Annotated in this window: 25 protein-coding genes, 1 other RNA gene, 1 pseudogene and 1 other annotated feature; of the genes and pseudogenes, 13 read left to right on the top strand and 14 right to left on the bottom strand. The window is 53.6% G+C overall.

From position 1 onward, the window contains the following. Window positions 1–87 precede the first annotated feature (87 nt). From ACOTW6_RS21260 to smpB, 3 genes and pseudogenes are all read right to left on the bottom strand, one after another. A pseudogene (locus ACOTW6_RS21260) lies at window positions 88–876 on the bottom strand (integrase domain-containing protein); the annotation flags it as partial. Window positions 877–1,080: 204 nt separating this feature from the next. Further along, window positions 1,081–1,444: a transfer-messenger RNA gene (ssrA, locus tag ACOTW6_RS21265) on the bottom strand. An 89-nt stretch (window positions 1,445–1,533) separates the two neighbouring features. Further along, the gene (gene smpB / locus ACOTW6_RS21270; protein ID WP_003863115.1) at window positions 1,534–2,016 is read right to left on the bottom strand and encodes an SsrA-binding protein SmpB; all 483 of its coding nucleotides are present in this window, start codon (window positions 2,014–2,016) and stop codon (window positions 1,534–1,536) included. 156 nt (window positions 2,017–2,172) lie between these two features. On the opposite strand from smpB, the gene ACOTW6_RS21275 reads away from it, so the two are divergent. Continuing rightward, window positions 2,173–2,610: a type II toxin-antitoxin system RatA family toxin gene (locus ACOTW6_RS21275; protein WP_003863117.1), complete on the top strand. Its 438-nt coding sequence runs from the start codon at window positions 2,173–2,175 to the stop codon at window positions 2,608–2,610. Continuing rightward, on the top strand, window positions 2,600–2,887 hold the full coding sequence (locus tag ACOTW6_RS21280) for an RnfH family protein (protein ID WP_017383006.1): 288 nt from the start codon (window positions 2,600–2,602) through the stop codon (window positions 2,885–2,887). The genes ACOTW6_RS21275 and ACOTW6_RS21280 overlap by 11 nt, the downstream gene beginning before the upstream one ends. Before the next feature lie 108 nt (window positions 2,888–2,995). On the opposite strand, the gene bamE is transcribed toward ACOTW6_RS21280, so the two are convergent. The 3 genes from bamE to nadK form a co-directional block, all read right to left on the bottom strand. Further along, window positions 2,996–3,334, bottom strand: coding sequence for an outer membrane protein assembly factor BamE (bamE, locus tag ACOTW6_RS21285; protein WP_003863121.1), 339 nt, complete (start codon window positions 3,332–3,334; stop codon window positions 2,996–2,998). A gap of 138 nt (window positions 3,335–3,472) precedes the next feature. Next, window positions 3,473–5,134 (bottom strand): DNA repair protein RecN, encoded by a 1,662-nt coding sequence (recN, locus tag ACOTW6_RS21290; protein ID WP_015571579.1) that lies wholly within the window; start codon window positions 5,132–5,134, stop codon window positions 3,473–3,475. Between the two features lie 85 nt (window positions 5,135–5,219). Then, complete coding sequence (nadK, locus tag ACOTW6_RS21295; protein WP_062933582.1) at window positions 5,220–6,098, bottom strand: NAD(+) kinase; 879 nt, start codon at window positions 6,096–6,098, stop codon at window positions 5,220–5,222. A gap of 122 nt (window positions 6,099–6,220) precedes the next feature. Here nadK and grpE point away from each other — a divergent pair, with 122 nt between their 5' ends. After that, window positions 6,221–6,814: a nucleotide exchange factor GrpE gene (gene grpE, locus ACOTW6_RS21300; protein ID WP_003863126.1), complete on the top strand. Its 594-nt coding sequence runs from the start codon at window positions 6,221–6,223 to the stop codon at window positions 6,812–6,814. A gap of 52 nt (window positions 6,815–6,866) precedes the next feature. Here the strand turns inward: grpE and ACOTW6_RS21305 are convergent, their stop codons facing one another. Next, complete coding sequence (locus ACOTW6_RS21305) at window positions 6,867–8,153, bottom strand: HlyC/CorC family transporter (protein ID WP_026094274.1); 1,287 nt, start codon at window positions 8,151–8,153, stop codon at window positions 6,867–6,869. 19 nt (window positions 8,154–8,172) lie between these two features. Then, window positions 8,173–8,964 carry a cytochrome C assembly family protein gene (locus ACOTW6_RS21310; RefSeq protein ID WP_014832951.1) on the bottom strand — a complete coding sequence of 264 codons (792 nt, stop codon included), beginning with the start codon at window positions 8,962–8,964 and terminating at the stop codon, window positions 8,173–8,175. Between the two features lie 166 nt (window positions 8,965–9,130). Here ACOTW6_RS21310 and ffh point away from each other — a divergent pair, with 166 nt between their 5' ends. The 7 genes from ffh to ACOTW6_RS21345 all read left to right on the top strand — a co-directional run bounded on the left by ffh (window position 9,131) and on the right by ACOTW6_RS21345 (window position 14,548). Beyond that, entirely contained in the window at window positions 9,131–10,492 is a 1,362-nt protein-coding gene (gene ffh, locus ACOTW6_RS21315) for a signal recognition particle protein (protein WP_003863132.1), read from the top strand. A 116-nt stretch (window positions 10,493–10,608) separates the two neighbouring features. Further along, window positions 10,609–10,857 carry a 30S ribosomal protein S16 gene (gene rpsP, locus ACOTW6_RS21320; RefSeq protein ID WP_003863133.1) on the top strand — a complete coding sequence of 83 codons (249 nt, stop codon included), beginning with the start codon at window positions 10,609–10,611 and terminating at the stop codon, window positions 10,855–10,857. A gap of 15 nt (window positions 10,858–10,872) precedes the next feature. Then, window positions 10,873–11,412 (top strand): ribosome maturation factor RimM, encoded by a 540-nt coding sequence (gene rimM, locus ACOTW6_RS21325; RefSeq protein ID WP_015571575.1) that lies wholly within the window; start codon window positions 10,873–10,875, stop codon window positions 11,410–11,412. 31 nt (window positions 11,413–11,443) lie between these two features. Continuing rightward, window positions 11,444–12,211 carry a tRNA (guanosine(37)-N1)-methyltransferase TrmD gene (gene trmD / locus ACOTW6_RS21330; RefSeq protein WP_003863138.1) on the top strand — a complete coding sequence of 256 codons (768 nt, stop codon included), beginning with the start codon at window positions 11,444–11,446 and terminating at the stop codon, window positions 12,209–12,211. Window positions 12,212–12,254: 43 nt separating this feature from the next. Beyond that, window positions 12,255–12,602, top strand: a complete 348-nt coding sequence (rplS, locus tag ACOTW6_RS21335; protein ID WP_002914145.1) for a 50S ribosomal protein L19 — start codon at window positions 12,255–12,257, stop codon at window positions 12,600–12,602. A gap of 132 nt (window positions 12,603–12,734) precedes the next feature. Continuing rightward, on the top strand, window positions 12,735–13,139 hold the full coding sequence (locus ACOTW6_RS21340) for a DUF2946 domain-containing protein (RefSeq protein WP_047052212.1): 405 nt from the start codon (window positions 12,735–12,737) through the stop codon (window positions 13,137–13,139). Between the two features lie 38 nt (window positions 13,140–13,177). After that, entirely contained in the window at window positions 13,178–14,548 is a 1,371-nt protein-coding gene (locus ACOTW6_RS21345; RefSeq protein WP_062933583.1) for a PepSY-associated TM helix domain-containing protein, read from the top strand. 2 nt (window positions 14,549–14,550) lie between these two features. Here ACOTW6_RS21345 and ACOTW6_RS21350 read toward each other — a convergent pair whose 3' ends face one another. From ACOTW6_RS21350 to ACOTW6_RS21365, 4 genes are all read right to left on the bottom strand, one after another. Further along, window positions 14,551–15,036, bottom strand: coding sequence for an OmpA family protein (locus tag ACOTW6_RS21350; protein ID WP_047052209.1), 486 nt, complete (start codon window positions 15,034–15,036; stop codon window positions 14,551–14,553). 12 nt (window positions 15,037–15,048) lie between these two features. Further along, window positions 15,049–16,269: a diguanylate cyclase DgcN gene (dgcN, locus tag ACOTW6_RS21355; RefSeq protein ID WP_047052207.1), complete on the bottom strand. Its 1,221-nt coding sequence runs from the start codon at window positions 16,267–16,269 to the stop codon at window positions 15,049–15,051. Further along, window positions 16,262–16,798, bottom strand: coding sequence for a YfiR family protein (locus ACOTW6_RS21360; RefSeq protein ID WP_062933584.1), 537 nt, complete (start codon window positions 16,796–16,798; stop codon window positions 16,262–16,264). Before ACOTW6_RS21360 ends, dgcN begins: the two co-directional genes overlap by 8 nt. A 153-nt stretch (window positions 16,799–16,951) precedes the next feature. Next, the gene (locus ACOTW6_RS21365) at window positions 16,952–17,326 is read right to left on the bottom strand and encodes a DUF2799 domain-containing protein (protein ID WP_213789186.1); all 375 of its coding nucleotides are present in this window, start codon (window positions 17,324–17,326) and stop codon (window positions 16,952–16,954) included. Window positions 17,327–17,538: 212 nt separating this feature from the next. On the opposite strand from ACOTW6_RS21365, the gene aroF reads away from it, so the two are divergent. Genes aroF through ACOTW6_RS21380 form a run of 3 tightly spaced genes read left to right on the top strand, consistent with a single transcriptional unit; the run spans window position 17,539 to window position 20,674 of the window. Further along, the gene (aroF, locus tag ACOTW6_RS21370; protein ID WP_062933586.1) at window positions 17,539–18,609 is read left to right on the top strand and encodes a 3-deoxy-7-phosphoheptulonate synthase AroF; all 1,071 of its coding nucleotides are present in this window, start codon (window positions 17,539–17,541) and stop codon (window positions 18,607–18,609) included. A 10-nt stretch (window positions 18,610–18,619) separates the two neighbouring features. Continuing rightward, window positions 18,620–19,741: a bifunctional chorismate mutase/prephenate dehydrogenase gene (gene tyrA, locus ACOTW6_RS21375; RefSeq protein WP_006811631.1), complete on the top strand. Its 1,122-nt coding sequence runs from the start codon at window positions 18,620–18,622 to the stop codon at window positions 19,739–19,741. A 60-nt stretch (window positions 19,742–19,801) separates the two neighbouring features. Then, entirely contained in the window at window positions 19,802–20,674 is an 873-nt protein-coding gene (locus ACOTW6_RS21380; RefSeq protein WP_045911903.1) for an SMP-30/gluconolactonase/LRE family protein, read from the top strand. Here ACOTW6_RS21380 and pheA read toward each other — a convergent pair. Both pheA and pheL read right to left on the bottom strand, forming a co-directional pair. Further along, window positions 20,671–21,831, bottom strand: coding sequence for a bifunctional chorismate mutase/prephenate dehydratase (pheA, locus tag ACOTW6_RS21385; RefSeq protein ID WP_062933588.1), 1,161 nt, complete (start codon window positions 21,829–21,831; stop codon window positions 20,671–20,673). The two genes, ACOTW6_RS21380 and pheA, sit on opposite strands and share 4 nt — an antisense overlap. 30 nt (window positions 21,832–21,861) lie before the next feature. Next, window positions 21,862–21,987: a sequence feature (Phe leader region), on the bottom strand. Then, window positions 21,939–21,986 (bottom strand): pheA operon leader peptide PheL, encoded by a 48-nt coding sequence (gene pheL, locus ACOTW6_RS21390; protein WP_100229775.1) that lies wholly within the window; start codon window positions 21,984–21,986, stop codon window positions 21,939–21,941. (Overlaps the previous feature by 48 nt.) Window positions 21,988–22,040: the final 53 nt, after the last annotated feature.

Consider the following 22,040-nt stretch of genomic DNA (forward strand, 5'->3'; position numbering starts at 1 on the left):
GCGCACTAAGACCGCACGAATATAATGGTGGGTTAACGCCAAACGAATCAGAAAACCGATACTGGAAAAACTCTAACGCGGTGGCCAGTTTTTGTTGACCACTTCACATCGAGCCTCAGCAGCTTCGGCAGGGCGGGTAATGGTGAGAAGCTGCCACATGAACAGACTCCGCGTGGACACACTGATACTTGCCGTACGCATTGTTTGCATTAACTGTGGAAGTTGATCCGGGCGGATACTCGGCATATTTTTCTTTTGCGGTTTCTCGAATGCTTTTCCGATATTGACACTAGGAACCGCATCAATCAGGCCTGTGTTCTGCGCATAAATCATGACTTCGTTAATACGCTGGCAAAGGCGGCGAACAGTCTCTAATGCACCTCTGGCCTGAACTGGCTGCACTGCTTTAACCAGAGTATGAGCCTTAATCTCAGTGACGCTGATATCACCGATTGCTGGGAAAACATCTCTCTCAAGCGAGCGCCAGATATCGTCGGCATAGTCCTCTGTTACGCTGGCTTTCTTCACATTCCACCAACGCTCGGCAACTAACAAGAAGGTATTAGTTTTGGCCTCTTGTGAATTTCTGACCTGTTCTTTCTGATGTTCTTGGGGATCAATGTCTTTCGCCAATAAAACTTTAGATTCGGCTCTAAGTTTACGTGCATCAGAAAGCGAGACCGCAGGGTAGGCACCGAAGCTCTGTTTGGTTCGCTGCTTGGTCAGAGGTCGGTAGTAACGGAACTGCCAGAGCTTACTACCGCTGGACTTGATTAACAGAGTAAGCCCGTCACCATCATACAGCTGGTAATCGGCATCTTTAGGTTTGGCGGCTTTGATTTCCGTATCGGTTAACGGCTTGGTTTTTCTTGCCATGGGAGAGTCTCCATGCGTTTAGGCCCAACGAAAACAATAGAGCTTTTCGTTGGGCCTATCAATGGGCCTAAAAGGTTCGGATTTAATTAGTTCTCTTCGGACTTCGCGGGACAAATTGAGGGCACAAAAAAGCCCGCAGGGCTTACGCCGTGCGGGCTCTTAGGACTTCATCGGATGACTCTGGTAATCACCGATGGAGAATTTTGGTGGAGCTGGCGGGAGTTGAACCCGCGTCCGAAATTTCTACATCCTCGGTACTACATGCTTAGTTTGTCTTTACATTCGCACGCCAGCTGCGGACAAACACGCCACTAACGAACTAGCCTGATTAGTTTTAACGCTTCAACCCCAGGCAGGGTTTCCACGCGATCTCTTTTGGGTTTGACCTCTCTTTGATCCCCGTCTTAAGAGCGGAAGCTAGGGAGAGAGGGCTCTTAGCAGGTTATTAAGCTGCTAAAGCGTAGTTTTCGTCGTTTGCGACTATTTTTTTGCGGCTTTTAACGAGGCAAACCGCCCCTCGGCATGCACCTTGGGTTTCGCAAATCCCGTCGAATCCAGAATCAGCCCCAATAGTGTTGAACTCAGTATACCAGATTTTACTTCCTCGACACCAGCCCGAAACGCTAACTTATTGAATAGTACAATAAGTGCGCAGAATCAACGTCCTGCGTTTTTCATGATACGTGCTTTGTCGAGCTGCCACTCGCGTGCTTTCAGGTCAGTACGTTTGTCGTGCTGTTTCTTACCTTTCGCCACGCCGATTTTCACTTTGCACCAGGCGTTTTTCCAGTACAAAGAGAGCGCCACCACGGTGAAGCCTTCGCGGTTGATGCGTCCGTAGAGGGATTCCAGTTCGCGCTTGTTCAGCAGCAGCTTACGGGTGCGGGTAGGATCGCAGACGTAATGTGAAGAGGCGACGGTCAGCGGCGTAAAGTTCGCGCCGAACAGGAAGGCCTCACCGTCTTTCAGGATCACGTAGCTGTCGCCGATATTGGCTTTCCCGGCACGCAGCGATTTTACTTCCCAGCCCTGCAACGCAAGGCCTGCCTCGAATTCTTCTTCGATGAAATACTCGTGGCGAGCACGCTTGTTAAGCGCAATGGTCGCCGAACCAGGTTTATGTGCTTTTTTCTTCGTCATAAGTGTCGTAAAGCCGTCGGTAATCTGATTTTAAAAAGTCACCTCATTGCGTCCTGTGAGGTCTAACGCGCTATCTTAGCACGAGATAAGGCTTAGCGTTTTTTTAACAGGTGATAAATGTTATTATTTGTCTGTTGTGTGACCATGGAAAATGCTATGCCTCAGATTAGCCGTACCGCGCTTGTTCCCTACAGCGCGGAACAAATGTATCAGTTAGTGAACGACGTTCAGTCCTATCCGGAATTTATTCCGGGATGCACCGGTAGCCGGGTGCTGGAATCCGGCCCGACGCAGATGACTGCGGCCGTGGATGTCTCCAAAGCGGGGATCAGCAAAACGTTCACCACGCGCAATACCCTGACGAGCAATCAGAGTATTTTGATGCATCTGGTGGATGGTCCGTTTAAAAAACTGATGGGGGGGTGGAAGTTTACGCCGCTGAGCGCTGACGCCTGCCGCATTGAGTTTCATCTGGATTTTGAATTTACCAATAAGCTGATCGAACTGGCGTTTGGCCGTATCTTTAAAGAGCTGGCCTCGAATATGGTTCAGGCGTTCACCACGCGCGCCAAAGAGGTTTACAGTGTCGCATAAGATTGCTGTTGAGGTGGTGTATGCGCTGCCGGAGAAGCAGTATTTGCAGCGCGTGATGCTTGAAGAGGGTGCCACCGTTGAGGCGGCTATCCGGGCCTCCGGCATCCTTGAACTTCGCCGTGATATTGACCTGGCGAAGAATAAAGTCGGCATTTATAGCCGTCCGGTAAAGCTTGCTGATGCGCTGAAGGATGGCGATCGGGTTGAGATTTATCGCCCGCTGATTGCTGACCCGAAAGAGCTGCGCCGTCAGCGAGCGGAGAAATCGGGTAAGTAACGCTTTCTCCCCCGGTGGCGCTTCGCTTACCGGGACTACGATTCTGCGTAAGAATTCAGATACAAAAAAGGTGCTCAATGAGCACCTTTTTGCGTTGCTGACGCCTGATTATTTGGTCAGGGCAGGCTTGTTGTCGATGTTGGTCAGCACGCCGGCACTGCTGAAGGTCAGCGTCAGGGTTTGCTGGGTCACATCTTCATGACCGGGCTGCTGGCGGAATACATAGAACCAGGTGTTTGTGCCGAACGGATCGGACATCATCGGGGTTCCCAGGGCATAAGCGACCTGCTGTTGTGTCATACCCACGCGGATTTTGGACACATCGTTAGGGGTAAGGTAGTTCCCCTGGTTGATGTCAGGACGGTAAACCACTTTCTCCAGAGTGGAACAGCCTGCGGTCAACATCAGAAGAACCGCTGCGGCAGCGGTCAGCGTTTTACAGCGCATAGTGATTTGATTCCTTTTCGGGCCCGAGCAGTACGCGGCTCATATGTAATATGCCGATGATAATAGACCTTGCCCCACTTTGAAACCGGTCTGGCGGCGTTTTTGTTGTTCTGTATGACCCTGAGATCCCGAAAAAGTTTATGCCGCCAGCAGTTCTTTCGCATTCGCAAGCGTATTGCGGGTGACTTCACTGCCGCCGAGCAAGCGTGCCAGCTCCTGCAAGCGTGAGCGTTTATCCAGCGGCTTCATGTGCGTTTCCGTCATTTCGCCATCGGTTTCCTTGCTGACGATAAAGTGGTGATGACCACATCCGGCGACCTGCGGCAGGTGAGTCACACACATGACCTGCGTCGATTCACCTAACTGACGCAGCAGTTTGCCGACAACGGCCGCGGTCGGGCCGCTGATACCCACATCCACTTCATCGAAAATCAACGCCGGGGTTTCCATTTTACGGGCGGTAATCACCTGAATGGCCAGGGCGATACGCGACAGTTCACCGCCGGAAGCCACTTTCGAAATCGCCTGCAAAGGCTGGCCCGGGTTGGTGGTGACGCGGAATTCTACGCGATCTGCGCCTTCCGCCGTCAGGTGATTCTCTTCAAAGCGAACATCTATGGTGAACACCCCATGCGGCATCGCCAGCGTATGCATGCTGTCGGTAATGTGCTGGCTAAGCTCCAGCGCATAGTGTTGCCGCACGTCATGCAGCCGTTTCGCCGTTTCCAGCGCCTGCTGATGATGCAGATTAACCGCCAGAGACAAGGTTTCAAGGGAATCGGCCTGATCGTCCAGCTGCTGCTGTTCCTCCAGCAGAGACTGATAGTAATTCGGCAGCTCTTCCGGGGTTACGTGATGCTTACGCGCCAGTGAAATCTGACGGGAGATGCGTTGCTCAAGTTCGAACAGACGGTTCGGGTCGAGATCCAGACGTTCACAGTAGTGGCGCAGTTCATCCCCGGCTTCTGAAATCTGAATCGCGGCCTCTTCCAGCATTTCCAGTACGCCAGAAAGCTTATTGTCCATGCCGGTCAGTTCGGTCACAAGCTGACGCACGTTATACAGCTGGCTCTGCAAATTCACGTCTTCGCCATCCGCCAGCATATTAAGGGCAGTCTGGCTGGTGGAAAGCAGCTGACCGCTGTTGGCCAGACGCTTGTACTCTTCGTCGATTTGCTCAAATTCACCCGCCTGCGGGTTAAATTCGTTCAGCTCTTTCAGCTGATATTCCAGCAGCTCGGCGCGCGCGGTACGCTCCTGGCTTTGCTGCTGATGCTGCGCAAGTTCGCGGCAGCTTTGATGCCACTGACGATAGTGCTCCGCCATGAGTTGAGTAAGCGCGTACTCACCTGCGTAGCCATCAAGCAGGGCTTTCTGTTGTTCGGGTTTGATTAACTGCTGGTGCGCATGCTGACCATGGATCTGGATGAGCAGCTGGCCCAGCTCGCGAAGCTGGGAAAGGGGAACCGCTGTACCATTGATAAAACCGCGGGAGCGGCCATCGCTGCTGATGACGCGGCGAAGTAAACACTCACGTCCGTCTTCGAGCTGGTTCGCTTCCAGCCAGCGCAGGGCGGCAGGTGTGTCTTTCAACGAGAAGCGGGCGCAGAGATCGGCACGGGCGGCGCCTGTGCGCACCATATCCCCCTCAGCACGACCGCCGAGGCACAAGCCGAGGGCATCAATGGCAATGGATTTACCTGCACCGGTTTCTCCGGTAATCGCCGTCATTCCGCTATGGAAGTCGATCTCAAGCTCACGAACAATGGCAAAGTTGCTGATGGTCAGTTGTGCCAGCATAATTGTTTTCCTGTATGAAAAACCATAACTGTGTTTGTATACAGTATAAACTGGTTTTATATACAGTAAAGTGCTGGATGCAAAATCAGAACAATTTTTTTGACCAGCCGAGCTTGGAGCTTAATGTTTTGAAATAGCTGTAATCTTTCGGGTGAATCAGGTTCAGATGGTAATCGCAGCGGCGAATGAGGACATCTTCACCTTCCTGAATGGGGAGCGCAATCTGACTGTCGCAGCTGATCTCCAGGTCGTTACGGCGATGGGAAAAACGCAGGCGGATGGTGCTGTCGCCGTTGATCACCAGCGGACGCGCCGAGAGCGTATGCGGGAACATCGGCACCAGGGTAATGGCATCCAGCGATGGCGTCAGGATTGGGCCTCCGGCTGAAAGCGAGTAGGCAGTTGACCCCGTCGGGGTTGAAATAATCAGCCCGTCAGAACGCTGCGAGAAAGCGAAGATTTCGTCGATATAGACTTCGAACTCGATCATGTGCGCCACTTTACCGGGATGGAGAACCACCTCGTTAATGGCGGTGCTGATGCGCTTCTGGCAGTCCTGCTGACACACCTGGGCTTCCAGTAAAAACCGTTTTTCACTGATATAGTGGCCTTCCAGCACGTCCGCCAGCTGCTGCTGCGCATTGTCCGGGTCGAGGTCGGTCAGGAAACCGAGATTGCCACGGTTAATACCAATAACCTTAATATCATAGCGAGCCAGCGTTCGCGCCGCGCCCAGCATATTGCCGTCGCCACCGACCACCACGGCGAGATCCGCCTGCTGGCCAATTTCCGCCAGCGTGCCGGTTCTGACGCTTTTAAGCTGCAACTCCTGGGCGATCTGCTGCTCGACCATCACTTCATAGCCTTTACCACACAGCCAGCGATACAACATTTCATGTGTCGTCAATGCGGTAGGGTGACGCGGATGGCCGACGATCCCAATACACCTGAAATGATTATTCATTTTCTGGAGGTCCTTGTGCCTGATGAATGATGACAATCTGCCTTGTTCCCTTGAATCCAGGAAACTGATCCCCATAATAAGCGAAGTTAGCGAGATGAATGCAGAAAAACGCGGAGAAATTCATGAGTAGTAAAGAACAGAAAACGCCTGAGGGGCAAGCCCCTGAAGAAATTATCACGGAACAGCACGATGAAGTTGAGGCAGTAGAGCCAGACACGTCTGCTGAGCAGGTGGACCCGCGCGATGAAAAAATTGCCAACCTGGAAGCTCAGTTGGTAGAAGCGCAGAATCGCGAACGCGATGGCGTACTGCGTATCAAAGCGGAAATGGAAAACCTGCGCCGTCGTACCGAGCTGGACGTTGAAAAGGCGCACAAATTTGCGCTGGAGAAATTCGTCAACGAACTGCTTCCGGTGATCGACAGCCTGGATCGCGCGCTGGAAGTGGCGGATAAAGCTAACCCGGATAACGCGGCGATGATTGAAGGCATTGAGCTGACGCTGAAATCCATGCTGGATGTGGTGCGTAAGTTCGGTGTTGAAGTGATTGCCGATACGGATGTACCGCTGGATCCAAACGTTCACCAGGCCATTGCGATGGTGGAATCCGAAGACGTTGCCGCGGGTAACGTGCTGGGCGTGATGCAGAAAGGGTATACCCTGAACGGTCGTACTATTCGCGCTGCGATGGTGACCGTGGCGAAAGCGAAAGCGTAATTTGCCGACCCGTAGTGCCGGGTGGCGGCTTCGCCTCACCCGGCCTACAACATTACTCGGCGATACTTTCGCGTAAAGGTTTAACGGGCAGGACCTTCACCTGCTTAATCATGTTGTCCTGAACGTCCAGAATATCAATATCATACTGTTCAATGCGCACGCGCGTGCCTGCCGCCGGGATCTCTTCCAGCGCTTCCAGGATCATTCCGTTCATCGTCCGCGCTTCGTCTTCCGGCAAATGCCAGTTGAACGCTTTATTGATTTCACGAATGTTGGCGCTGCCGTCGATAAGCACTGACCCGTCGTTTTGCGGGGTGACTTCTTCGGCAAGGGAAGGCGACATTGACGTGGTAAAGTCCCCGACAATCTCTTCCAGAATATCTTCGACCGTCACCAGCCCCTGTATGTCGCCGTATTCATCCACCACCAGGCCGACTTTCTTCTTGTTTCGCTGGAACTTCACCAGCTGCGTGCTGAGTGGGGTGCCTTCCGGCACGTAGTAAATTTCGTCGGCGGCGCGCAGCATTACCTCTTTGGTGAACTCGTTTTTCTCAGTCATCAGACGATAGGCCTCGCGCACGCGCAGCATGCTGATGGCATCGTCGAGGGAATCGCGATAGAGGACGATACGCCCGTGCGGGGAGTGTGTCAGCTGGCGGACAATGGCCTTCCAGTCGTCGTTGATATCAATCCCGACGATTTCATTGCGCGGCACCATGATGTCGTCAACGCTGACCTTTTCCAGATCCAGCACCGACAGGAGCATGTCCTGATTGCGGCGGGAGATCTGCGAGCGGGATTCATTCACGATGGTACGCAGTTCGTCTTTGCTGAGCGCGCTACTAATGGTGACGTCTGCCTTTATACCCACCATGCGCATCAGCACCCGTGTCACCATATTCAGCAGCCAGACCAGCGGCATCATCAGAATAAGCAGCGGTGCTAACAGGAAGCTGCTCGGGTAGGCGACTTTTTCCGGGTAAAGAGCGGCGATGGTTTTGGGCAGCACTTCCGCAAACACCAGCACCACAAACGTGAGCACACCTGTGGCAATCGCCACGCCTGCGTTGCCGTACAGACGCATCCCGACGATGGTGCCCAACGCAGAAGCGAGAATATTGACCAGGTTGTTACCGATAAGCACCAGGCTAATCAGCCGGTCCGGCTTACGCAGAAGCTTTTCGACACGACGCGCGGCACGGTTACCCTGCTTGGCGCGATGACGTAACCGGTAGCGGTTCAGCGTCATCATGCCGGTTTCAGAGCCAGAGAAATAAGCGGAGATGACCACCATGATGACCAGAATGACGATCAGCGTGGTGGTAGAGATGTGTTCCAGGGGGAACTCCTTTTGTTACTTAGCCAGCAAATTGCTGTATGAAGCGGCTACCAAAATAGGCAAGCGTGAGAATGCCCGCACCCGCTACGTTGAACCAGACCACGCGACGACCGCGCCAGCCTTCATGATAATGGCCCCATAACAGGACAATATAGACAAACCACGCGATGATGGAGAGGACCGCTTTATCGATATTCTCCACGCTGAACAGGTTCTTCATATAAAACAAGCCCGTGCACAGCGTCAGCGTCAGCAGAACCACACCGACCTGGGTGATGTGGAACATCTTACGCTCAATCACCATCAGCGGCGGCATTTCGTGGTTAAACGCCAGCTTTTTATTTTTCAGCTGGTAGTCAATCCAGGCGAGTTGCATGGCGTAAAGGGCGGCGATGATCAGCGTCGCGTAGGAGAACAGCGACAGGCCAATATGCACCAGCATCCCCGGCGTGGCTTCCAGGTGAGTAATAAACTCATTGGGCATGAACGTGGCTAACGCCAGGTTGATCAGCGCAAAGGCGTAGACTATCGGCAGCAGCAGCCAGCCACGGTTTTTAGACGCGACAATGGTCATGACCGTACAGATCATCAGGCTGACCAGCGAGCCGACGTTCAGTACGCTCAGATTTTGCACGCTGCCGTCGCCGGGAATGATGCGTGATTCCAGCGCAAACGCGTGGCTAATCAGTGCGATCACTGCCGAAAGAATAGCCATGCGCCGCCAGCCGCTGTTTTTTTGCAGCAGGCCAGGAATGATCAGCGCGAGGCTGACAGAGTAGGCAACAAGGGCGATCAGTGCGAAAACAGGCATATAGGCGTCGACAGTTGTCTTAATAAGAAAGAGAAGCAGTATAACGTTACGTGACGCCTGCTCCAACCGTTGCATAACAACAAAGGCGCCTTCATGTTATACTCCGGCAAAATTCTGTGTATGTGTCGCCCAGGCGACCTAACGTTTCTACCCCAGGCGAGAGACAATGTTTGATAATTTAACCGATCGTTTGTCGCGCACGCTGCGCAACATCAGCGGCCGTGGACGCCTCACCGAAGAGAACATCAAGGAAACGCTGCGCGAAGTGCGCATGGCGCTGCTGGAAGCAGACGTCGCGTTGCCGGTCGTACGTGATTTTATCAACCGCGTGAAAGAGAAAGCGGTTGGCCATGAAGTGAACAAGAGCCTGACTCCGGGTCAGGAGTTCGTCAAAATCGTCCGTAACGAACTGGTTTCGGCGATGGGTGAAGAGAACCAGGTGCTTAACCTGGCGGCTCAGCCGCCGGCCGTCGTACTGATGGCGGGTCTGCAAGGTGCGGGTAAAACCACCAGCGTTGGTAAGCTGGGGAAATTCCTGCGCGAAAAGCACAAGAAAAAGGTGCTGGTGGTGTCGGCGGACGTGTATCGCCCAGCGGCGATCAAACAGCTGGAAACGCTGGCCGAGCAGGTTGGCGTAGACTTCTTCCCGTCCGACGTGGCGCAGAAGCCTGTCGATATCGTTAACGCGGCGCTGAAAGAGGCGAAGCTGAAATTCTACGACGTGCTGCTGGTGGATACCGCCGGTCGTCTGCACGTTGACGAAGCGATGATGGACGAAATCAAGCAGGTGCATGCCTCTATCAATCCGGTAGAGACCCTGTTTGTTGTTGACGCCATGACCGGTCAGGATGCGGCGAACACCGCAAAAGCGTTTAACGAAGCCCTGCCGTTAACCGGCGTGGTGCTGACCAAAGTCGACGGCGATGCCCGCGGCGGTGCGGCGCTCTCTATTCGTCATATCACCGGTAAGCCAATCAAGTTCCTCGGCGTGGGCGAGAAAACCGAAGCGCTGGAGCCGTTCCATCCGGATCGTATTGCCTCCCGTATCCTCGGCATGGGCGACGTGCTGTCGCTGATCGAAGATATTGAAAGCAAGGTTGACCGCGCGCAGGCGGAAAAACTCGCCAGCAAGCTGAAAAAGGGCGACGGTTTCGATCTGACCGACTTCCTTGAGCAGCTGCGTCAGATGAAAAACATGGGCGGCATGGCAAGCCTGATGGGCAAACTGCCAGGCATGGGCCAGATCCCGGACAACGTCAAATCCCAGATGGATGACAAAGTGCTGGTTCGTATGGAGGCCATCATCAACTCGATGACGCTGAAAGAGCGCGCGAAGCCAGAAATCATCAAAGGTTCCCGTAAACGCCGTATCGCAGCCGGTTGCGGCATGCAGGTGCAGGACGTTAACCGCCTTCTGAAACAGTTCGACGACATGCAGCGCATGATGAAGAAAATGAAGAAAGGCGGCATGGCGAAGATGATGCGCGGCATGAAAGGCATGATGCCTCCCGGTTTTCCTGGGCGTTAATCGCTTTTGAGATTGCTTTTTGCCCGAAAATGAGTAAAATTTTCGGGCTTTTAATATGACACCCGGGCTCCGTTCCTCGATGGGGCCCGGTTGTTTTATTCACACAAGAGGATGTTATGGTAACTATTCGTTTAGCTCGTCACGGCGCTAAAAAGCGTCCGTTCTACCAGGTTGTTGTGACTGACAGCCGTAATGCACGCAACGGTCGCTTCATCGAGCGCGTTGGTTTCTTCAACCCACTGGCCGCTGGCGCAGAAGAAGAAACCCGTCTGGATCTGGATCGTATCGCTCACTGGGTTGGCCAGGGCGCTACTGTTTCCGATCGCGTTGCTACGCTGATCAAAGCAGCAAACAAAGCAGCTTAATCTGTCACGGTGGTCATGATGAGCAATAAAGCACCTGTTGAACCGATCGTATTGGGAAAAATGGGTTCTTGCTACGGTATCCGTGGTTGGCTCAGAGTGTTTTCCTCCACTGAAGACGCTGATAGCATTTTTAATTACCAGCCCTGGTTTATCCAGAAAGCCGGTAAGTGGGAAGAGGTCGAGCTGGAAAGCTGGCGTCACCACAATCAGGACATCATCATCAAGCTGAAAGGCATTGACGATCGTGATGCCGCGAATGCGCTGACTAATTGTGAAATTGTCGTGGATTCGTCGCAGTTGCCACAGCTGGAAGAGGGTGACTACTACTGGAAAGACCTTATGGGTTGCCAGGTAGTGACCACTGAAGGCTACAGCCTCGGAAAAGTCATCGACATGATGGAAACCGGGTCAAATGACGTTCTCGTCATTAAGGCAAACCTGAAAGATGCATTTGGCATCAAGGAGCGGTTGGTTCCGTTCCTCGATGGACAGGTTATCAAGAAAGTCGATCTCACTACTCAAACCATTGAAGTAGATTGGGATCCTGGTTTTTAAATTCTCCGGATAAACGGTAAAAGACGGCGCTATGTGGATTGGCATAATTAGCCTGTTTCCTGAAATGTTCCGCGCGATTACCGATTACGGGGTAACTGGCCGGGCAGTAAAGAATGGCCTGCTGAGCATCCAGAGCTGGAGTCCTCGTGACTTCACGCACGACCGGCACCGTACCGTGGACGATCGTCCTTACGGCGGCGGGCCGGGGATGTTGATGATGGTGCAACCCTTACGGGACGCCATTCACACAGCAAAAGCCGCGGCAGGTGAAGGCGCGAAGGTGATTTATCTGTCACCTCAGGGACGCAAGCTTGATCAAGCGGGCGTGAGCGAACTGGCGACGAATCAAAAGCTGATTCTGGTCTGTGGTCGCTACGAAGGGATAGATGAGCGCGTAATTCAAACCGAGATTGACGAAGAATGGTCTATCGGCGATTACGTTCTCAGCGGTGGTGAGTTACCGGCAATGACGCTGATTGACTCCGTCGCCCGGTTTATTCCGGGGGTTCTGGGCCATGAAGCTTCGGCAACGGAAGATTCCTTTGCCGATGGATTGCTGGACTGTCCACACTATACTCGTCCTGAAGTGTTAGAAGGGATGGAGGTCCCGGCAGTGTTACTGTCTGGAAACCATGCCGAGATACGTCGCTGGCGTTTGAAGCAGTCGCTGGGCCGAACCTGGCTTAGAAGACCTGAACTTCTGGAAAACCTGGCTCTGACTGAAGAGCAAGCAAAGTTGCTGGCCGAGTTCAAAACTGAACACGCGCACCAGCAGCATGAACATGATGGGAAAGCGTAATACGCTCCCGAATATCAGTTTACCCAGGATAAGAGATTAAATTATGAGCAACATCATTAAGCAACTTGAACAAGAGCAGATGAAGCAGGACGTACCTTCCTTCCGTCCAGGTGACACCGTGGAAGTGAAAGTATGGGTTGTTGAAGGTTCCAAAAAACGTCTGCAGGCATTCGAGGGCGTGGTTATCGCTATTCGTAACCGCGGTCTGCACTCTGCATTCACTGTTCGTAAAATTTCCAACGGCGAAGGCGTTGAGCGTGTCTTCCAGACTCACTCTCCGGTAGTTGACAGCATTGCTGTTAAACGTCGTGGTGCTGTACGTAAAGCTAAACTGTACTACCTGCGTGAGCGTACTGGTAAGTCTGCTCGTATTAAAGAGCGTCTGAACTAAGATTCGCTTAAGCGACATCCTGTTAGAAAGGGCTGGCCGAAAGGCTGGCCCTTTTTTTATCCCATCGCACCTCTCGCGTTAACCCTTCCGTCATAAATCATTTACAATGTTCGCCTCTTGGGTGGAGGGTAAGTGGATAACGTACTGCATCAGCATAACTGGAAACGCGCAGCGGCATTGACCGCGCTGTTTGCGATCTTGCTGATCGTCGTGGCGCCGCTGATCTCCGTCTCGCTGCAAAAAGATCCCATGAGCGCCATGCCGGGCATGCACCATGACATGAGCATGATGTCGATGGACGAGCATCATGGTGATATGCCGCATTCTATGCCAGTTGACCATGCGGAGGCGTGCGGCTACTGCGTGCTGTTAGCGCATGTTCCGGGCGTGATGCTGGCGCTTATCGTTCTGCTCAGCGTGGTGTTGCAGCGGCTGCGCGTGAAGCCGCCTCGTCAGGCGGTCAGCCACTGGCACTTTTTCCCCTGGCTTTACCCCGATACCCGCGCGCCGCCGCGTCGGTCTGCTTTCTCCCTTTAAAACAAAATCACTCACTTTTTGCCTTAAAAAGGAAAAGTATGACTACCTGCACTCCGCGCGCGGCATGGGGAAACCTGCTGCGTCGCCTCCATTTCTATATTGGGCTGTTTGTCGGTCCGTTTATCTTCTTCGCAGCGCTGACCGGAACGCTGTACGTCGCCACGCCGCAGCTTGAAAATGCGCTGTACCGTAACGCACTCCACACGGATGCCGTGGGTGAGGCGCAGCCTCTTGCTGAACAAATTGCCGTGGCGGAAAACGCCGTGGGTTCAGCGCTGCGTTTACATGCCGTTCGTCCGGGGCTGGAAGAGGGCGAGACGACCCGCGTGATGTTTGCCGACCCCGCGCTGGGTCCCTCCGAGCATCGGGCTATTTTTATTGATCCCGCCAGCCTTGAGGTTCGAGGGGATATGACCGTGTACGGCACCAGCGGGATTTTACCGCTGCGTCAGACTATCGATTATCTGCATACCTCGCTGATGCTGGGCAACCTCGGGCGCCTCTATAGCGAGTTAGCCGCCTCGTGGATGTGGGTTGCTGCCCTGGGCGGGATCGCGCTGTGGTTCTACACCCGACCGAAGCGCCGTATTAACAATCGTTTCCAGAATCGTCGTCGCCTGCATGTAATTCTGGGCTGGACATTACTGGCCGGAATGCTGCTGTTCTCAGCTACCGGATTAACCTGGTCACAATGGGCCGGTGGCAACGTCGATAAGCTGCGTGCAGAGATGAACTGGCTGACGCCGCAGGTAAACACCACTCTTTCCGGTGCGCCGGAAATGAGGGATGAACATGCCGAACATCGTGGTCATCACGGCGGAATGACGATGCCTGAAATGCCAGTCGAGCTGTCGCTTTTTGACAACGTATTGCAGGCTGCCCGCCGGTCAGTGATTGATGCGAAAAAGGTTGAGATCCGCCCGGCAAGCAGGGACGACCAGGCCTGGACAGTGACGGAAATCGATCGCCGCTGGCCGACGCAGGTTGATGCCGTTGCCGTGGATCCCCACTCACTGGAGGTGCTGGACAGTACTCGCTTCGGGGATTTCCCGCTGATGGCTAAACTCACCCGCTGGGGCGTGGATTTCCATATGGGGATCCTGTTTGGTCTGGCAAATCAGCTGCTGCTCATCGCGTTTGGCGTTGCGCTGTGTGTGTTGATTATCTGGGGATACCGGATGTGGTGGATGCGTCGCCCTGCAACGTCAGCCGCGAACCCGGTACAAACGCTCTGTCAAAGCTGGCTGGCATTGCCGCTGTGGGGAAGGGGAGTGACGTTCATGATAAGCATCCTGCTGGGGCTGGCGTTGCCGGTAATGGGCGTCAGTCTGGCGGTCTTTATTGTGATTGACTGGCTGCGCTGGCGAGCGGGTTCAGGTGTGTCGCTCGCCGGGACATCTGTTAAATAGCCTTAAGGCGTGCTGATGACTACCGCAACCCGGCGGTTTTCAGCGCGCCCCTGCGCAGTGCGGTTGCTGCTGACAGGGTATTTTTTGCCTAAGCCCCGCGTAGTGAGATTGCTGCGCGGGATGTTCGCGCCCTTCGCCCAGGCATCCGCCACAACATTGGCGCGTTTTAACGAAAGCGCTTCGTTGTAGCTCTCTTCGCCATAGTTATCCGTATGGCCGTCCATCCGGGCATGGTTCAGACCGGTTGCCGCCAGGCGTGAGGCCATAGTCTGGATCTGCGTTTCACTTTCCGGGCGCAGCCTGGCGTCATTTTTATCAAACAGGATCTTATCCGACAGCCCCAGAGACCAGTCGCCATTCAGTTCGTTAAAGCCGTAGGATTTCATGGCCGCAATTTGCTCTGGCGTGAATTTTCCTTCAGGCGATGACTGGCATCCGGACATTACCAGTGATGCCAGTAACAACGGCGCAAAATATCGCTTTAACATATCGTCTTCCTTTCAGGATATTGTTTTCGAACGCTGGTTTTTGACCAGATACATATTGCGATCGGCTTGTTCCAGTAAGGCCTCAACGGAGGCATTTTCCCACGCCAGAGCATAGCCAATGCTGAGTGACATTGATGCTGTGTGCCCGTTATGCAGATCAAACGGACGGATAAATTGCTGCGACAGCGCAGCGCAAATATATTCGACCTCACGCGCGGTGTGGACGCCGTAAAGGATCATGGCAAATTCGTCGCCGCCAAGACGGTAAGACTGATGACGCTTTTCGCCAAACTCGACCATCCTTTTGGCGGCTTCGATCAGTACGCAGTCGCCCGCGGCATGACCCCAGGTGTCATTGATAAACTTGAAGTTATCACCGTCCAGGAAGAGCAGGGCGGAATTGGTTTTTGCCGAAGCGTCATTCATCAATGCTGCAATGTTGTTGCGAAACGCGGCGCGGTTTGCAAGCCCCGTGAGCGGATCGTGCATGGCGGTACGCAACAGTTGAGCGTTTTTCGCCTGTAGCTTGAGCTGCCACTCTTCCATTTCATCCAGCAGGCTGTTGAAGTCTTCTCCAAACTGGTGGAACTCTTCAATGCGGCCTTCCGTTACCCGGCGAGAGAAGTTGCGGTTGGTGCGAACATCATGCACAACGTCAGTGATGTTTTGCATTTCAACAACCATGCCATGATGTAGCGAGCGGGTGATGGTCAATGCGACGGCAGAGGCAAAAAGAATGCAGCCGGTGAGAACCGCAAACGAGAGCCAGATAAAGTGGCTAATCAGGCTGTCTCGTGCGGTCAGACGAATTTCGCCAATCACATTGCCGTTATGTATGATGGGCTGTGCGACAGGAACAGGGAACAACCACCGGTTGACCAGCGCGCCCAGCGTGTCGGTATTATCCGCCGGGTTCCACGACCACCATGCAAACCGTTTATGATGTGCGTTAAGCACTTCCGCCACGGCAAACTGCCCCTGCTTGCCGAGGGTCGCCAGCGTTTCATTTGCCGCCACGGCATCGTTGAACACCAGAGAGGCTTCAAGGCTGTGGCTCATGGTGGCGCCGGTAAGTTCGAGGTTTTTTTGCGCATATTGCTTTAATGTCACCACGGAAGCGAAACACAGCAGCAACCATATAAACGTCATCGTTATAATGACGCTTATCATGCTGATTCGCCGCAACGTTCTTTTAAACGTCGGACGCGGTGTTGGTGCGACTTCCTTATTCATGCTTCTTATTCCGTGCGAGCATTAATACATCCGGATTGACTCTTACGCCACTGCGCGCCAGCGCATCCAGATTTACGGAAAACCTGACCTGGTTGTGCTCTATTATCAGACAAAATGCGCTGCCAATAACGCATTCAGGATTTTGTTCTGACATTAATAGCAACGCCTGGCCATGATACTGATTTATTATTTCCTGTTGTTTTGCCGGCGACTCACTCCCGAAATAGAGGGCATCACACCTTGCGGTGAGTGCTTCCCGATCGCTACGCACAATGACAGGACTATAGGGCAACGGGTTGTGTTCATCTTCACTGCTGAGTGCCTGTCTGTAATGGGAAGAGGCATAAATACAGAGCTTAGGCTGGCCGGACAGTGCGGGCCATCGGGTGTAGCTCACAATACCAGAAACAATCGAACGTACTGATTTATCCGTTTCCGTGAACGAGCCTGCCGTTGCAGGGGCCACTAAAATGAACAGCATTAGCGCCAGGGGGAGTCGGAGCAAAGCGATCAAGATTGCATTTCTCATCAGAATCCGCCAAACCGCCCCGGAAATAGATGTCCTTAAGAATTGTCGGCAGAATACCATTGTTTATCAAAGCCGTCATTATGTCAGAAATATCCCTGTTTTGACCTAAGCTAAATCTTACAGTGAACTATATTCATAGGAATTCAGGCAGGCTCAATTAAGCCTGCTGGAACGCATACTTTCATCCATTCTTTGTTGCCAGGATTCATGCAGTTTTACTGCATTTTCAGTTGTATCGCAGCTGGCAGGAAATGATTTACCCGCTAATCCCCACGCGTGAATAAAGCCCTCTTCGCATATTTTTTTCTGTCCATCAGCGTAGCCACGAAGATATTCCCCTCGATCAACCTGAGAGTCATTAAAACTATCGGCCAGCGCCTGGTTATCTTTAACCGGAACACCATTCATAGCGTCTTCTTTACCGGCCGTGAACCAGTCCGGGTTGGTCCAGTCAGGCTGAAAAGTGTAAGGATTGAGCTGGCAACCCGATAAAACCAGCGGCAACAACATAAAAGCAATTAAACGCATGGCTATTCTCCTTTTTGTGAGCATAGCCTGGCTTATAACGGCGTGTGTGTAATTTTAACTTTACGGTTTTAGACCATGATTTTTGCCATTAAAGGGTTGCTGTAAAGTAATATGTACGTATTTTGGATTGAAATCTTTACTTTATGTGATATCGTTGTGTCACCTCTTCGAGGAAAACCACTATCGCAAACGAGTTTGACAGGATCGCAATCATGCAAAAAGACGCGCTGAACAACGTACATATCACTGACGAACAGGTGTTAATCACCCCGGATCAACTGAAGGCGGAATTCCCGCTGAGCGTCGCGCAGGAAGCTCAGATTGAGCACTCTCGCCAGACCATTTCTGACATTATCGCTGGCCGCGATCCGCGCCTGCTGGTGGTATGTGGTCCTTGCTCTATTCACGATCCTGAAACCGCCATTGAGTACGCTCGTCGATTTAAAGCATTAGCGGAGGAGGTCAGCGATAGCCTCTATCTGGTGATGCGCGTCTATTTTGAGAAGCCACGTACGACCGTTGGCTGGAAAGGGTTGATCAACGATCCGCACATGGATGGCTCGTTTGATGTGGAAACCGGCCTGAAGATTGCGCGTCGCCTGCTGGTGGAGCTGGTCAGCATGGGGCTGCCGCTGGCAACCGAGGCGCTGGATCCGAACAGCCCGCAGTACCTCGGCGATCTGTTTAGCTGGTCTGCGATTGGGGCGCGCACCACCGAGTCACAAACCCACCGCGAGATGGCATCTGGCCTGTCTATGCCGGTTGGTTTTAAAAACGGTACCGACGGCAGCCTGGCGACGGCGATTAACGCCATGCGCGCCGCCGCCATGCCCCATCGTTTTGTCGGGATCAACCAGGCGGGCCAGGTATGCCTGCTGCAAACGCAGGGCAACCCGGACGGGCATGTGATCCTGCGCGGCGGTAAAGCGCCAAACTACAGCCCGGCGGATGTCGCGCAGTGTGAAAAAGAGATGGAACAGGCGGGACTGCGTCCGGCGCTGATGGTAGATTGCAGTCATGGTAATTCGAATAAAGATTACCGTCGCCAGCCTGCGGTTGCAGAATCTGTGATTGCTCAGATTAAAGATGGCAACCGTTCCATTATCGGCCTGATGATTGAAAGTAATATTCATGAAGGCAATCAGTCATCTGAACAGCCGCGTAGCGCGATGAAGCCCGGCGTCTCGGTCACCGATGCCTGCATTAGCTGGGAAACCACCGATGCGCTGTTGCGTGAGATCCACAAAGATTTGAAAGGCCAGCTGGCGACGCGTCTGGCATAAGAGGGTAGTTATGGTTGCTGAATTGACCGCATTACGCGATCAAATTGATGAAGTGGATAAGGCGTTGCTGGATCTACTGGCGCGCCGCATGGCACTGGTTGCTGAGGTCGGCGAGGTTAAAAGTAAATACGGCCTGCCGATTTACGTTCCGGAGCGCGAGGCCTCTATGCTCGCCTCCCGCCGTAAGGAGGCGCAGGCCCTGGGCGTTTCACCTGATTTGATTGAGGACGTCCTGCGTCGCGTGATGCGCGAGTCCTATTCCAGCGAAAACGACAAGGGCTTCAAAACCCTCTGTCCGTCGCTGCGTCCGGTGGTTATCGTCGGTGGTGGCGGGCAGATGGGGCGTCTGTTTGAGAAAATGCTGACGCTTTCTGGCTATCAGGTGCGTATTCTGGAGAAAGAGGACTGGTCGCACGCGCCGGAGCTGATGAAAGACGCCGGAATGGTTATCGTCAGCGTGCCAATCCATGTGACGGAGCAGATAATCGCGAAACTTCCTCCGCTGCCGGAAGATTGCATACTGGTGGACCTGGCCTCCGTTAAAAATGGTCCGCTACAGGCAATGCTGGCGGCGCACACCGGGCCCGTGCTTGGGTTACACCCGATGTTTGGCCCGGACAGCGGAAGCCTGGCGAAGCAGGTAGTGGTTTACTGTGACGGACGGCAGCCGGAAGCCTACCAGTGGTTCCTGGAACAGATCCAGGTCTGGGGAGCACGTTTGCACCGCATTAGCGCGGTAGAGCATGACCAGAACATGGCGTTTATTCAGGCGCTGCGCCACTTTGCAACCTTCGCCTACGGGCTGCACCTGGCGGAAGAGAACGTTCAGCTTGAACAATTGCTGGCGCTTTCCTCACCAATCTATCGTCTGGAGCTGGCGATGGTCGGGCGACTGTTTGCCCAGGATCCGCAGCTTTACGCCGACATCATCATGTCATCTGAAAATAACCTGGCGCTGATCAAGCGCTATTATCAGCGTTTTGGCGAAGCGATCACCTTGCTGGAACACGGCGATAAACAAGCCTTTATCGACAGTTTCCGTAAAGTGGAGCACTGGTTCGGTGATTACGCCACGCGATTCCAGAGTGAAAGCCGCACGCTGTTGCGCCAGGCAAATGACAGTCGCCAGTAATGCGATGATGTATATACTGAAAGCCAGCATCGCTGGCTTTTTTCATTTTGGGGAACTGTCATGGCTGAACCGCAGCTGCTGTTGAACTATACCGGGCATCTGCCCGAATGCCCGACGTGGAGTGCAGAAGAGAAGGCGCTCTACTGGGCGGATATCCTGGAAGGGGAGATCCATCGGTACCATCTGCCCACCGCAGAGCACTCGGTGCTCTCATTCCATGAAGAAGTTGGGTGTTTTGCCCTGCGTGAACGCGGCGGATTTATCGTCGCGATGCGAAACGCCATCTGGCTGACCGATAAGCACGGCCTGCTACAACGTAAAGTTTGCGATAACCCATCCAACCCGCAGCTTGCACGCTTTAACGATGGCGGTACCGATCATCAGGGACGGTTTTATGCGGGCACGTTCTGGGGGCCGGGAGATTATAACGGCGCCATGCTGATGCGTATCGACAACGACCTGACGCCGAAAGTGATTCAGTGCGATATTCACGGGCATAACGGTTTAGCGTTTAGTCCTGACAAACGGTGGATGTTTACTTCTGATACGCCGAACGGCGTGATCTACCGTACGCCGCTTGATGAGCAGGGAGAACCCGGTAAGCGCGAAGAGTTTCGCCGGTTTAGCGAGGGAGAAGGTATACCCGACGGTGCGGCAATGGATGAGGAAGGCTGCTACTGGAGCGCACTGTTTGACGGCTGGCGTATCGCACGGTTTTCACCGCAAGGCGAACAGCTGGAAGAGTATCGGCTGCCGGTACGCTGCCCGACAATGGTCTGCTTTGGCGGCGACGATATGAAAACGCTGTTTATCACCACCACGCGGGAAAATATGGAGGCGGAGGAGCTGGCGAAATACCCGCTTTCCGGTGCCATCTTCACCCTGCCTGTAAATGTGGCAGGGATGAAGAAAAGCCGCTTTATCGAACGTTAAGCCGGATCGACCGGGACCACGGTTTCGCTCGGATAGCAGCCCAGCACTTTCATGGAGCGGGTGATCTCGCCCAGTTCGCGCAGGGCTTTCTGCATGGATGCAGACTCCAGGTTGGCCTGAACGTCGAGATAGAACATCTCTTCCCACGGGTTGCCATGGATTGGACGGGATTCCAGCTTCGTCATGATTAGGTTGTGATTACGCAGCACCAGCAGCGCTTCAACCAGCGCACCCGCCTGCTGGCCGGTCGCCATCAGCAGGGTGGTTTTCGCCGGGACCTGGTCCGACACGTTGATGGCCTTGCGGGCCAGAACCACGAAACGGGTGATGTTCTGCGTCTGGTTGGCCAGATTGCGTTCCAGCACCTGTAAGCCATACAGCGCGCCGCCCGCTTCGCTACCGAGAGCCGCGACGGCAGGAGAGTTTGCCTGCGCCACTTTTTCCATCGCCGCTGAGGTGCTTTCGGTGTACTCAATTTTCCAGTGCGGATAACGGTTCAGGAACTGGCTGCACTGCTGGAACGGCTGCGGGTGGCTGTACACCGTTTCGATCTGACTCAGATCGGTTGAGCCAGAGACCAGCACGCAGTGATCGATAGGGATAGTCAACTCGCCGACTAACGACAGGCTGGTGTGCTGGAGCAGATCGTAAACATCGTTGATGGCGCCGGAACTGGTGTTCTCAATTGGCACCACGGCGTAATCGGCCTGGCCGGTTTCGACCTGGTTGAAAATGTCTGCAAATTTCGCGCAACCGCTCTCAATAAACTCTTCGAAATGGCGGGCTGCGTACTGGCGGGCCGCCAGATGAGAATAGGAGCCTTTCGGACCGAGGAAAGCGATACGAGCAGAGTGCGGGTTGGTTTTGTTCAGATGCTGCTGGAGCAGGGCTTGTTGCGTCAGAACGGAATCTTCGATGATAAGCTGGAACAGGCGGGTGATGTAGTGGGCATCCAGATGATGCGCTTTGCCGAGTTGAATCAACCGTTCCAGTAAATCACGTTCGCGATCGATATCGCGCACCGGCCGATGGGACTCGAGCTTGGCTTTGCCCACTTCAACGGCGAGCGAGCGGCGTTCTGCCAGCAGGGCCAGTAATTTTTCGTCGAGCGCACTGATTTTTACGCGTAAATCCAGGAGCGGGTTTTCCGGTGTCATAGTGTTGTCTGTCTCATTTTATCGTTATCAATAAAAAAGGCCTCCCGGTGTGGGAGGCCTTGTTGTTCGTCTTCGCATTCTTTATCACACGACGAAACGCCTCCCGGTCAGGGGAAGGTAAAAAAGAATGCGAAGAAAAACGGCGTCTGTTTCATAAGGTCATCCTGAAATTGATAGGGTTAAAGTACCTGTACTGTTTTGATCCTGTC

The organism is Enterobacter cloacae complex sp. IR5403 (assembly GCF_049238705.1).
Classification (GTDB): domain Bacteria; phylum Pseudomonadota; class Gammaproteobacteria; order Enterobacterales; family Enterobacteriaceae; genus Enterobacter; species Enterobacter hormaechei_C.